Source organism: Sphingobium sp. CFD-2 (assembly GCF_024611135.1).
Taxonomy (GTDB): Bacteria; Pseudomonadota; Alphaproteobacteria; order Sphingomonadales; family Sphingomonadaceae; genus Sphingobium; species Sphingobium fuliginis.
In genome coordinates, this window is sequence record NZ_CP084405.1 from 171,224 (window position 1) to 183,470 (window position 12,247).

General features: G+C 62.5%; 11 protein-coding genes. 9 read left to right on the forward strand and 2 right to left on the reverse strand.

Translation table 11 applies throughout. From position 1 onward, the window contains the following. The first annotated feature begins 63 nt into the window (after window positions 1-63). From LDB29_RS00795 to LDB29_RS00815, 5 genes are all read left to right on the forward strand, one after another. On the forward strand, window positions 64-1,725 hold the full coding sequence (locus tag LDB29_RS00795) for an MFS transporter (protein WP_025547204.1): 1,662 nt from the start codon (window positions 64-66) through the stop codon (window positions 1,723-1,725). Continuing rightward, complete coding sequence (locus tag LDB29_RS00800; RefSeq protein WP_025547205.1) at window positions 1,722-3,248, forward strand: class I adenylate-forming enzyme family protein; 1,527 nt, start codon at window positions 1,722-1,724, stop codon at window positions 3,246-3,248. The genes LDB29_RS00795 and LDB29_RS00800 overlap by 4 nt, the downstream gene beginning before the upstream one ends. A gap of 30 nt (window positions 3,249-3,278) precedes the next feature. Further along, complete coding sequence (locus LDB29_RS00805) at window positions 3,279-4,067, forward strand: SDR family NAD(P)-dependent oxidoreductase (RefSeq protein ID WP_025547207.1); 789 nt, start codon at window positions 3,279-3,281, stop codon at window positions 4,065-4,067. A 156-nt stretch (window positions 4,068-4,223) separates the two neighbouring features. Beyond that, window positions 4,224-5,132, forward strand: a complete 909-nt coding sequence (locus LDB29_RS00810) for a TIGR03620 family F420-dependent LLM class oxidoreductase (protein WP_025547208.1) — start codon at window positions 4,224-4,226, stop codon at window positions 5,130-5,132. A 133-nt stretch (window positions 5,133-5,265) separates the two neighbouring features. Beyond that, window positions 5,266-6,873 carry a long-chain fatty acid--CoA ligase gene (locus tag LDB29_RS00815; protein WP_025547209.1) on the forward strand — a complete coding sequence of 536 codons (1,608 nt, stop codon included), beginning with the start codon at window positions 5,266-5,268 and terminating at the stop codon, window positions 6,871-6,873. A 776-nt stretch (window positions 6,874-7,649) separates the two neighbouring features. Here LDB29_RS00815 and LDB29_RS00820 read toward each other — a convergent pair. Further along, window positions 7,650-8,846 (reverse strand): IS256 family transposase, encoded by a 1,197-nt coding sequence (locus tag LDB29_RS00820; RefSeq protein ID WP_037449607.1) that lies wholly within the window; start codon window positions 8,844-8,846, stop codon window positions 7,650-7,652. 381 nt (window positions 8,847-9,227) lie between these two features. On the opposite strand from LDB29_RS00820, the gene LDB29_RS00825 reads away from it, so the two are divergent. From LDB29_RS00825 to LDB29_RS00835, 3 genes are read left to right on the forward strand one after another with little or no spacing between them, the layout of a single operon-like run. Next, complete coding sequence (locus tag LDB29_RS00825) at window positions 9,228-10,094, forward strand: hypothetical protein (protein ID WP_128830685.1); 867 nt, start codon at window positions 9,228-9,230, stop codon at window positions 10,092-10,094. Continuing rightward, the gene (locus LDB29_RS00830) at window positions 10,091-10,921 is read left to right on the forward strand and encodes a transferrin-binding protein-like solute binding protein (RefSeq protein ID WP_025547211.1); all 831 of its coding nucleotides are present in this window, start codon (window positions 10,091-10,093) and stop codon (window positions 10,919-10,921) included. The genes LDB29_RS00825 and LDB29_RS00830 overlap by 4 nt, the downstream gene beginning before the upstream one ends. Next, window positions 10,918-11,154 carry a hypothetical protein gene (locus LDB29_RS00835; RefSeq protein ID WP_025547213.1) on the forward strand — a complete coding sequence of 79 codons (237 nt, stop codon included), beginning with the start codon at window positions 10,918-10,920 and terminating at the stop codon, window positions 11,152-11,154. The genes LDB29_RS00830 and LDB29_RS00835 overlap by 4 nt, the downstream gene beginning before the upstream one ends. A 311-nt stretch (window positions 11,155-11,465) precedes the next feature. Here LDB29_RS00835 and LDB29_RS00840 read toward each other — a convergent pair whose 3' ends face one another. Next, a complete protein-coding gene (locus tag LDB29_RS00840; RefSeq protein WP_244968641.1) occupies window positions 11,466-11,651 on the reverse strand; it encodes a hypothetical protein in 186 nt (61 codons plus the stop codon). 78 nt (window positions 11,652-11,729) lie between these two features. On the opposite strand from LDB29_RS00840, the gene LDB29_RS00845 reads away from it, so the two are divergent. After that, window positions 11,730-12,227 (forward strand): surface lipoprotein assembly modifier, encoded by a 498-nt coding sequence (locus tag LDB29_RS00845; protein ID WP_244968642.1) that lies wholly within the window; start codon window positions 11,730-11,732, stop codon window positions 12,225-12,227. The last annotated feature ends 20 nt before the right edge of the window (window positions 12,228-12,247 follow it).

Below are 12,247 nucleotides of genomic sequence, written 5' to 3' on the forward strand. Positions count from 1 at the left end.
GCCGTCGTGCAGCCGGTCGCCCTTCAGCGACGTTATGAGCGGGCGGGTGAAGGAGGAACGGGTTTGGAAGCCAGCAGCGCATCGCTTGCACCGGACAACAGGGTCATGGGCGGAGCCGCGGCGGAACGGAATGCGGTCGACGGTCCCTATGCCCGTTATGTTCTGATGGTGCTTGTCGGAGTCTATACCCTGACCTGGATGGACCGCACCATCCTCTCGATCCTGGCCGAAGACATCAAGGCGCATTTCGGGCTCAGCGACGCGGAGCTTGGTTTCCTGCACGGAACCGCTTTCGGCGTCTTCTATGCCCTGTTCGGTTTTCCGTTCGGCCGTCTGGCGGACCGGTGGAAGCGGGTGCGCTTATTGTCCATCTGCATCTCGATCTGGTCGATGATGACGGTGTTTTGCGGATTGGCCGGCAGCGTCGGCCAGTTGGTCGCCGCCCGCATCGGCGTCGGCATTGGAGAGGCGTCCGCCGTTCCTTCCGCCTATTCGCTTTTATCCGACTGGTTCTCTCGCGGGCGGCGCGGGACGGCGCTGGGCATCTTCAGCACCGGCTTCTATCTCGGTCAGGGCCTGGCGTTCGCGATCGGGGGGCTGGTCGTGGCTTCGTGGCTCTCGTCCTTCGGGGAGGCCGGACCCTTCGGCCTGCGGGGATGGCAGGCGGCCTTCATGGTCGTCGGTCTCCCGGGCCTGCTGATCGCGATCCTCGTCTCGACCCTGCGCGAACCGAGGAGGGGGTTGTCCGACGGCACTTATCCTCCGGCGGAAAAGGACATCTGGCTGCGCCTGTTCGACGATATTGCCAGCGTCATTCCTCCTTTCACCTTTTACCAGGCTGCCCGCACCGGTCCGAAAGTCCTTGCGGTCAACATCGCGGCGGCCCTGATCGTGGCGTCGGCGGCATGGGGGCTGATCGCCGCTTCGGGCGACAGGATGCAATGGATCGCGATCGCCATCGGATGGTATGCCGCCTTCACCGCCGCCCAGATGCTGCGGGCGCGCGATCCCGCGACCTTTGCGCTGACGTGGAAGGCGCCGGCCTTTCTCTACACGACGATCGGCTTCGGCTTCTCCTCCATGCTGGTGCTGAACATGGGCTTCTGGACGGCTCCTCTGGCTTTGCGTTCGCTGCCGGTCGACAAGGCGACGGTGGGCATGGTTCTGGGCGCTTCGGCGGCCATTTGCGGCATGGCGGGCGTCTTCGTCGGCGGCCGCCTGTCGGACATCATGTTGCGTCGGCACGCGGCGGGGCGAATCCATGTCGGCATCGCGTCCACGGTGATCCCGGTTCCCTTCGTGATCGGCATGTGCCTGACGCACAATCCCTGGATCTTCTTCCTTCTGAACCTTCCCGTCATATTCGTCGGCATCATGTGGATGGCGGCCGGCGCCGCCACCATTCAGGAAATCGTCATGCCGCGCATGCGCGGAACGGCGTCGGTCACCTATATCCTTGTCAGCACGCTCGTGGGTTCGGCCTTGGGCCCCTATCTGGTCGGCAAGGTTTCCGCCGCGCAGGGCAGTCTGGCCACCGGGCTGATGGCGGGCCTGCTGGCGGTGCCGATCGCGGTGGCCGCCCTGTGGATGGCGGCCCGGCACGTCCAGTCGGCGGAGGCGACGAAGGTCGAGCGGGCGCGGGCAGCGGGCGAAGCGGTCGAGCAGGAGCCCGTCGGCGTCCCCGCCCATGCAGAGCATCGGCAATTCGAAAGGCAGCTATCGTGATCAATCTGGCAAGCGACCATCTTCGCAGGGCGGCCCAATCCTTTCCGCAGGGGGTGGCGATCGTCGACGGCGATCGCGAAATCCTCTGGTCGGATTTCGATCGGGCCGTGGAGCGTCTGGCGCGGCGGCTCACCACCGCCGGACTCGCGCCGGGGCAGAGCGTGCTCATCATGAGCGGCAATTGCGCGGAGTTCCTGATACTCAGCTTCGCCGTGTGGCGCGCGGGCGGCGTGATGGCGGTCGTCCACGCTTCTACGGGGCCCAATGAGCTCGACTATGCGCTGACCAATGCCGAGCCGCATTTCCTGTTTGCGGAAGGGGAGAGCCAGACCGCTGCGGCGGCCGCCGTCAGCAGGACAGGCTCGCGCACGGAAATCTTCGATCTTGTCTGCAACGCGGAACTCATCCCCCACATCGCGCCGTTCGCCGGGGATTTGCCGCAGGTCGATTGCGACGCGGTCGGCGTCATCGGCTATACCTCCGGGACGACGGGCGTGCCCAAGCCGGTTGCGCATTCGCACCGCTCGATCGCGGAGGGAACGGATGGTGTGGCGGACATCTGGCGGATCGACGCTGCCGACACGATCCTGGTCGCCGTGCCGCTTTCCTGGATGATGGGGCTTGTCATCCTCTCGCTGACCGCCACCACCCGCGCCGCCAGAATCCATCTGATGCGCGAATTTTCCCCGGATGGCGTGCTGGACGCGATGCTGGGACATGGCATCACCTTCTTCGCGGGGTCGACCAGCATGTATGTGAAGATCGCCAATGCCTGGCATCGGCGCGACGCGGTGCCGGACTTCCATCTGCGCTGCTGCATTTCCGGCGGAGAGGCGCGCAACGAAGCCGTTTTCGAGGATTGGCGCCGCATCACCGGAACGCCCGTGCTGGATGCCTATGCGGCGTTCGAATGCTGGCCCCTTGTCATGAACGACCCGGCGGGCGTTCCCCCGCCGACCGGATCGGCCGGGAAGATCGCGCCGGGCGCGCGGATGCGCTTCCTCGGGCCGGACGGGCGGGAAGTCGCGCCGGGCGAAGTGGGCGAGGCGCAGGGGCGCGGGCCGGCGATGATGATGGGCTATTGGAAGGAGCCCGACCTCACCGGAAAGGCGATCACGCCGGACGGCTGGTATCGCACGGGCGATTATGCCCGCATCGACGAGCATGGCTATGTCTATGTCCTGGGCCGCGCCAGCGACCTCATCAATCGGGACGGAAGGCCGATCTACGCGGCCGAGGTCGAGCAGGTCTTGAGTGAACTGGATTATGTGGCGCAGGCGGCCGTGGTCGGCCTTCCCGACGCGGATCACGGCCAGATGGTGGCGGCGGCCATCGTGCCGATGCCGGGCGCCGCGCCCAGCGAAGCGGCGATCCAGGAGCATTGCGCGGCCCGGCTGGCGGCGGTCAAGGTGCCCGGCATGATCCGGATAGTCGAGGCGCTGCCGCATAACATGTCGGGCAAGGTTTTGCGGCGGGAGGTGATTCCGATGCTGTTGCGCATGCGCGAAGCCGAGGACGCATGAAGACGATCAACGTCCAAATGGGATGGAAATATGAGCTCTGATCTTTCGACCAAATCCATCATCGTCACCGGTTCCGGGCGCGGCATCGGCCGGGCGATGGCGCGGGCGCTGGCCGCCGACGGCGCGCAATTGACGATTGCGGACATCGATCATGCCGCCGCGTCCGCCGTCGCCGCCGAGATTGAGGAAGCTGGCGGCCGGGCGATCGCCGTGAAGGTGGACGTGACCGACCGGGCGAGCGTGCGCGCCATGATTGCGCAGGCCATTGCCCAATTCGGCAGGCTCGACGTCATGTTCAACAATGCCGGCACCGCTCAGGGAAAGCCCTTCCTCTCGATCACCGAGGAGGATTGGCACAGGATGATGACGGTGAACGGCCTGAGCGTGCTGATATGCATGCAGGAGGTCGCGGCCCGGATGATCGAGCAGGGACAGGGCGGAAAGATCGTCAACACGGGGTCGATCGCCTCGAAACAATGTCACGAACCTCTGGTCCATTATGGCGCCAGCAAATTCGCCGTGGCCGCCTTGACCCAGGGCGGGGCGCGCGCGTTCGGACAGCATGGGATCACCGTCAACGCCATCGGCCCCGGTGTCGTGAAGACGGACCTTTGGGATAGCATAGAGGGGGATTTCCGCGCCGAGGGGCTAACCCGGGAGCGTGACGAGGCGATGGACAATCTCATTCCCCAGATCACGCTGGGCCGCGCGTCGGTTCCCGAAGATCTGGCCGGAGTGGCGCGGTTCCTCGCCTCTTCCGGCTCCGACTATATGACCGGGCAATGCCTGATGGTCGACGGCGGTTTCGTCTTTCTGTGAGGCAGGCTGGCCCGTTGCGGGGCCGCACAGGGACGAACAAGCCGGATTTCGGGAGGCGGCCCGCGCCCTGTCGCGCGGGGCTTTGCCGGGCCGACGGCTGGGGGGGAAGCGCTTTCCCGGCGCGATGAGATACAGCTTTAGCAAGGAGAACTGATTATGGCGGAATCCACCTTTGCCTCCCGCATGGGGCCGCTCGGTGTCTTTGCCTTCACGGATTTGATGCCCGCCGCCGAAGCGGCGAAATTCGCGCAGCGCGTTGAAAATTGGGGCTATCGAACACTCTGGGTGCCGGACGTGTCCGCCGGGCGCGACAGCCTGGTCCATTCCTCCTGGATGCTGGCGAACACGCGGGAACTGAACATGGTGACCGGCATCGTCAACATCTACGGCCGCGATCATGTCTCGATGAGGGGCGCCCAGATCGCCCTGGCCGAACAATCCGGCAACCGCTTCCTCCTTGGCCTTGGCGTCTCGCATCCCGAACTGGTGGAGGAATTGCGCGGCGAGACCTACAGCAGGAAGCCGGTCGCCACGATGAAGGCCTATCTGGAAGCCATGGAACGCTTCAGAATGGATTCGACCGTCTTGCCCAGCGAACGGCCGCTGACCGTCCTGGCGGCGCTTGGCCCCAAGATGATCGAGCTTTCGGCGTCCCATGCCGACGGCGCCTACACCAATAATTCGCCGCCCGCCCATACCGCCATGGCCCGCGCCATATTGGGACCGGACAAGCTGCTGTGCGTCAACCTTCTGGTTTCGCTGGAAAGCGATCCCGATGAAGCGCGCGCCACCGGGCGCCGGGCTTTGGCCTGGAACCTAACCTTTCCCAATTATCGCAACAATTGGAAGCGGCTGGGCTTTGACGATGATGATTTCACGGACGGCGGATCGGACCGGCTGATCGACGCGATCGTCGCCTGGGGCGATGAACGGACCATCCGCGCCCGGATTCAGGAACATTGGGACGCTGGCGCGGACCATGTCTGCATCTTCGGCCTGAACCCGGCGGGCGCCTATGAAAATCCGGAAGAGGCGCCTTTGGCGCTGCTCGCGCCGGCAAGATAGGCGGAGGACCGCAGGCGACCTTACGCCCGCGGCAAAAGCGCGCGCCAACCATGGAGAATAACGTGCCGCCATTGCGTGAACGCCGGCAGGAGCAGCATCGCCGGTCCAAAAACAAGCCAGGGGAGGGGAAGGCATGATCGAAGGCCTCATGCAGCGGACTCCCCTGATGATCGGGGACATATTACGCCATTGCGCCACCGCGCACGGCGACCGGGAGATCGTCTCGCGTCTCGTCGGGGAACCGGCCTGGCGCTATGACAATCGCGGACTGCGCCGCCGCGCGGGCCAGGCTGTGCTGGCGCTGGCGCGGCGCGGCATCCAGCCCGGCGACCGGGTCGCCTCGCTGGCTTGGAACACCCATCGGCATCTTGAGCTGTTCTACGCGGTTCCCGGCATGGGCGCCGTTCTGCACACGGTAAACCCGCGCTTCTCCGACGATCAGATCGTCTACACGATCAACCATGCGGGCAGCCGCCTTCTTTTCGTCGACAGGAGCTTCCTGCCGCTGATCCACAGGCTGCGCGACCGGATTCCGGCGGTGGAGGCGGTCATATTGCTCGCCAGCGCCCCGGATGAGGGGTTTGAGAGCTATGAGGAACTGATCGCGGGCGAAGCGGACGGCTATGATTGGCCGAGCTTCGACGAGAACAGCGCCGCCGTCCTATGCTATACGTCAGGGACCACCGGGGATCCGAAGGGCGTTCTCTACAGCCATCGGTCAATCGTGCTCCATGCGCTCGCCAACGGCCTTCCGGGCGCGCTTGGCCTTTCGGCCTTCGACTGCATCATGCCATGCGTGCCGATGTACCATGCGACGGCATGGGGCATGCCCTATATGGCGGCGATCAACGGCTGCAAGCTTGCCTTGCCCTGCGACCGCATGGATGGGGAGAGCCTCCATTCCCTCATCAGGGACGAAGGCGTGACCTTCTCCGGCGGGGTGCCGACGGTCTGGACCATGTATCTGGACCATCTGGCGCGCACCGGCGAGGATAGCGGCACCCTGGACCGCATCATGATCGGCGGCTCCGCGGTTCCGCGCGCCATGGCGGAGACGTTCGAGCGTCGCCATGGCGTCAAGGTCCGCCAGGTATGGGGCATGACCGAACTGAGCCCGCTGGGCGTCATATCGACTCCGACTCCGCAGATCACGCATCTGGGTCAGGAAGCGGAAGAAGAGATACTCTGGACCCGCCAGGGCCGCGTGCAGTTCGGCGTCGAACTGCGCATCGTCGGAGAGGATGGGGCGGCGCTGCCGCATGACGGCGCCACGCCTGGTGGGTTGCAGGCGAGAGGGCCGTGGACCGTGCAGCGCTATTTCCGAAGCGAGAAGGACGCCACATCCGACGACCGCTGGTTCGACACCGGGGACATCGCCACGATCGATGAGCATGGCTTCCTGCGGATCACCGACCGCAGCAAGGATGTGATCAAATCGGGCGGCGAGTGGATCAGTTCGATCGACATAGAGAATGTCGCGGCCGCCTGTGCCGGGGTGAAGGTCGCCGCGGTCATCGGCGTCCGTCATCCCCAATGGGAGGAGCGTCCGATCCTCATCATAGAGGGACATGACGGCGCGCAACTTCAGCAGCAGGTCATCCTGGATCATCTGGCGTCGCAAATCGCCAAATGGTGGATGCCCGACAAGGTCATATTCGCTCCCGTCCCCCTGACGGCAACGGGAAAGATCGACAAGAAACGGCTGAGGGAAAGATTTGCCGACGAGCTGTCGCGGATATGAGCGATGTTTCGCGTGATAAGGATGGGTCAGTAGGGGCCGTGCGCGCCCGGCAGGTGAAGGTGGCAACCCCCGCCTGCTACGATGGATCAGCGCCCGGATCTCGGATTGCGGTAGCGCCAAGATGGTGCGCTGATCAGTAAGAAGGCCGGAGCTTGCATCTAGGACGGCTTGTTCGAGCTCTGGCGCCGGGAGCCGAAGCGCAGGAATTTTGGCCACTGCATCCTCTGCGGGCAGTGTCATGCTAGACACATGATAGCGGCAGCGCCGCTGCTGCTTGACCGCGTGGCTGGGCGATATCGGCCGGTCAGCATGATCCTGAATCATGCTGGTTAGGAGGCTGCTATGCGGACTATTGCCAAGATCACGCTTCGTTCCGATGCCAGCCTGCCGCTTCGCCTGCACCGCATCTCATAGATCTGCCGATATAGATGGGGTTGGAGAGGACATGGTAGAGCGGTCCCCGGACAAAGGGCTATCAGCGGCAGCTGAATGCCGGCGCCGAGAAACCACATAACTTGCCGGCCGCATGGAAAAGCGCCGCGCAAAATCATCCATCGTTATTTCGGTGCCCCCGCCTTCCTCGCTCATCTTCTGGATGATTGTCCAGTCATCTGGTGGGCGCCAGAGGGGTTTGTCGTTTTCTGGCGTAAAACCGGGGAAAGACGCATTGGTCTCAGATAATGTTCGACATAATGTTCCTGCTTTGCGAATCCGCGAAAACGAACATGAACGGGGTTGTGTGCGTCAAGTTCTGCAAATAGCGGCGGGCATGCTGGCTAGGCGGCTTGACGTAGATCGGCTTTCTTCATCTCCTTAAGGTCGTTCATGTTGAGATAGCGGTTGGCTTCGAGCCAGTTTTCGTGGGTCTCGACAGCAAGCGAGCGTATGAGGCGCAAACAGCTGTCTTCATTGGGGAAGATACGCAGGACGATCGTCCTGCGTTTGATTTCTTCGTTAAAGCGCTCGAGCATATTGGTGCTCTTCATATGTTTATGATGCTGCCGCGGAAGCCGGTAGAAGGTGAACGTCTCCTCGATGGTTTCTTCCGCCCAGCTGGTGAGCTTGGGGTATCGTGGCGACCATTTTCTCAGCCAGGCAGCCAGATCGCTTTTGGCCTCTGATAGTTCGCGACGATCGTAGATCCAACGCAGCTCCTGCAGGCAGTCGTCATCAGCTTTACGCGGCAGATGGTCGAGAGCATTTCTTAAAAAGTGCACGTAACAGCGCTGGAACCAGGCATCTGGCAACACTTCACGAACAGCGGCTCGTAAACCCGCATGGTCATCGGCAACGATATATTCGACACCGTGGAGGCCGCGCTCCTTGAGGCCGACGAGAAAGTCCTTCCACGAAGAGCGGCTCTCGCGGTTGGCGAGCTCTACAGCCAGAATCTGGCGCCGGCCTTCCCAGTCCACACCCAGTGCGACGAGTACGGCGCAGGAGCGCACCACGCCTGCCTGGCGGACTTTCTCATATTTGGCATCGATGATGAGGTAGGCGAACGGCTCGTCCAGCCGACGTCGGGCAAAGGCTGTCAGGCTCTCGTCCAGTCGCTTGTTGATCGCTGAGATGGTCGAGGCGGAGAAGCTGTGGCCGCAAAGCTCTTCGGTGATAGCCTTCACCTTCCGGGTCGACACACCCTGGACGTACATCTCGGCTAACGATGCCACGAGCGCCTGCTCCGAGCGCTGATAGCGCTCAAACAGCTCGGTCGAGAAACGGCCGTCGCGATCCTGCGGCACCCGCAGCTCCAGCTTGCCCACCCGCGTGATCAGCGTCCGATTGTAATGTCCGGATCGATAGCCAACACGGCCGTCAATGCGTTCGCTCTTCGAGGCGCCAAGGACATCGGTCATCTCACCTTCCAGCATCTCCTGCAGCAAATCCTGCACGATCTCCCGCAAGGCGTCGCGGTTCGCGCCCATCAAATCTTTGACGGCCGCTATCGATGGTCTATTCTCATTCCTGGTCATGGTGGGGCTCCATTGGGGTTGGCGACTTTGAACATCACCAGCCTGCCATGGCCGCTCAAATCCTCAATGGATTTTGCAGAACATCCCGCACACTACCATGAACGGCCATCTTTTCGACGGCCCTACGGCATCGTCCATTCTTATCCCATAAACTGCTGTTTGCACCGGGGTTGTCTGTAAACTATTGACCGGTCGGATAGCTGGAGCATGATTTGGCTAGTCCCGAGATGCACAACTGTGAGCTCCGCGTCCCTCAAGCATCACCCGACTATGCGCAGAAATCCAGTAATCGCCATTTGGGGCCTTTTCCTCCGCGAGTAGGCGTTAAACTATTGACGTTGTTATATGATTGTTTAACGCATGCCCGGAATAGGGGGTATCATGCGAAACAAAATCACGGCCGTAACGCTATTTTTGCTGCTCGGCGGGTGTGGAGGCGGCGGGGTTGGCAATATGCCTGCGCCCCCTCCGTCTACCAACAATATGATCACGGACCTGAAAGTCAGCCAAGCTTTCCAGAATGATGCTGCGGGTATGAAGCTTGGACTCGACCTCGCCACCAGTACGGAAATCAGCCGGCAAATCCGTCCAAACAGTCTCACAGTGAATTATGACGCTGGTACCAAAAGCTATAGCGTGAGTGCTGATGGGTGGAGCCAACGCTTCGCACCCGAAAACATCCAGTCCAATGCCAACGGTGAGACTATCTATCAGAAGACCGGCGGTACGGATCGCAGCTATCTGACGATAGCCACGACGCCTTATACCAACAGCAAGTCGAACCAATATGTCGGCTTGGCATTCTGGCAGGAAAATGCCGTGTCCGGGACGCGCCAGGACATGGATTTCTATATCTTCACCTATGGTTTGCCCACTTCTGCCGCGACCGTGCCGCGAAGCGGCGTGGCGGGTTTCAGGACCGATACATTCGGCGCGGTTTCGACGCCCGGACAGGAGCCACGCTCTTTTCAGGGCCAAGGCGACTTCAGCGTCGATTTTGCTGCGGGCGTGTTCGCAACCCACAGCTATCTCAACGAGACGACTCTCGTAACGGACCAGGGTGTGTCCGGCGGTGGAATCGAGTTCACCGGGGCGGGACATCTCTCGTCGAGCAGCGGAACCTTTTCGGGCAATGCGCTAATGAGGGCTGGTTTGGATCGGCCGCCGGTCCTCTCGCCGGGCGCTTCTATGGCCCCAATGGAGAGGAACTGGGTGGCGCCTTTTCGGGGGCGAACGGGAACGGTATGACCGTCGCGGGGGGCTTCACCGGCCAGCGCGACGCAACCGTCCAGGCTCAGAATTTGACGCTGATCAATCTTACCAGTTCGCAACATTTCTATGTCCAGTATCTCAACAACCTTGTTGGCGGGCTAAACCAGCAGAATGCCGAGACTCTCAGCTTTGGACCGCCCACCTCCGATCTGTATGGCGGGCAGTTCACCATCAATGACAAGGTGGCGGGCAGCGATCTCAATTTCATGGAATATCGCAAGACGTTCAGCAGCAGCTATGATACGCAGGACGTGACCCTGAAGCTCTACAAGCCAGGCGGCGGCAACAGCGAACTGGCACTCACCTATGCGAGCTTCGTTCATTATTCGACCACTGTGCCGTTTGGCACAGGACGGCAGCGCGTTGATCAATATGGCGCCTATGGGCTGGGGACGCCGTCGGGATTGCTCGCGGGCAAGACCGGCACGGGCAGCTATCGCGGCATCCTCTATGGGACCGGTCGACAATATCCGTCCAACATCTTCTACGACGTGAAGGGGACTTCCCAATTTGCCGTCGACTTTGGCGCACAGAGCTACACCGGCGCGCTCGCGATGAAGGGCACCCCCTCGGACGGGAGCGGGGTGATCGACTTCGGCAGCTATGACGTGGCAGGACGGCTGACCAACACAGGCGTCACGGGCGTGTTGACACGCGCGGGTGTCGAGACGGGCCAGTTCGCCCCTCGCTTTTATGGCCCCGATGGCGAGGAAATCGTTGCGCCCTTCTCGGTGACGGCGCCCACCGGCGCGGCAGGCGCCGGGATCACGATCCAGGGTGTTGCGGCTGCGAAGCGGCAGTGATCCGACATTTTGGGCTGGCGCTCGCGCTGGCGGTCGCTGCTCCGGCGGTGTCCGCGCGGGCGCAGACGCATATCGACCATCTTTCCGCCGTCGATCTATTCGGCTTGGCTGATCGTGCGCGAGCCGCAGGCCAGATCGACGACGCGGCAACCTTTTACGACGCGCTCGCCAGAGACCCGGATATGCAGGTTCGCGCGGGAGGCGCGGTTTCGCAAGGGGATGATGTTCGCTGACGCCGAGCGTTGGCAGGACGCGGCCATTGCATTCCGCGCTCTGCTCGACGAGCAACCCAACGCGCCCCGCGTCCGGTTGGAGCTTGCACGCGCTCTGGCGGCAATCGGCGATGATGGGGGCGCCCGGAGACAGATACGCCAGGCCCAGGCCGCGGGGCTGCCGCCTGAAGTGGCCGTAACTGTCGGCCGATTCGATCGCGCGCTGCGTTCGCGCAAGCCATGGGGCGGCACATTTGAACTCGCGTTGGCTCCCGATTCCAATATCAATCGAGCAACTCAGGCGCGTGTACTCGATACGATCATCGCGCCCCTCACACTTTCCGAGGATGCGCGCGCGCAATCCGGGCATGGCGTGCGTCTTGCTGGCCAAGCCACGTATCGGCCTCGCCAAGGATCTCGCGCTCGTGCCAAGGCTCGCCGGACTTGTGAATTTGTACCGCAATCATGAATTCAACGATGTGTCCGGGTCGGCTCTGATCGGGATCGAATGGTTGCATGGGCGCGATCGGTTGAGTGTTTAGGCAGGTCCGACCCGGCGCTGGTATGGGGGACAGCGCTATGCAGATACTGACGCCGTGACCATCGACTGGCTGCATGGACTGGGCCGGACCTCGCAGCTTGTCGCCACGGCGAGCGTGAGTGACGTCACCTATGCACGCAATAATTTGCAGGACGGAACCATCTACGATCTGGGCCTGTCGTTCGAGCGAGCCCTGTCGGCACGTGCGGGAGCCAGCGTAACATTCTCTGGAACGCGCCAAACTGCGCGTGATCCGGGCTATGCCACTGCGGCGGGCGGGTTGACGTTGACCGGCTGGCGGGAGGCTGGACATACTACTCTGTTTGTTTCGACTGGCATCAGGCGAACTGAGGCCGATGCCGCGCTATTCCTGTTTGGGGCACGTCGGCAAGAATGGCTGATGAGCGCCCGTACCGGCGCGACGTTCCGTGGCCTGGCCTATCGTGGTTTCGCGCCGTACGTCCGGCTCGCCTATGAACGCAATATCTCCACGACAGCCCTCTATGAATATCGCCGCGCCGCCACTGAAATCGGGATCACCCGAGCGTTCTAGAGGTTCGGTAGCTTGCACCG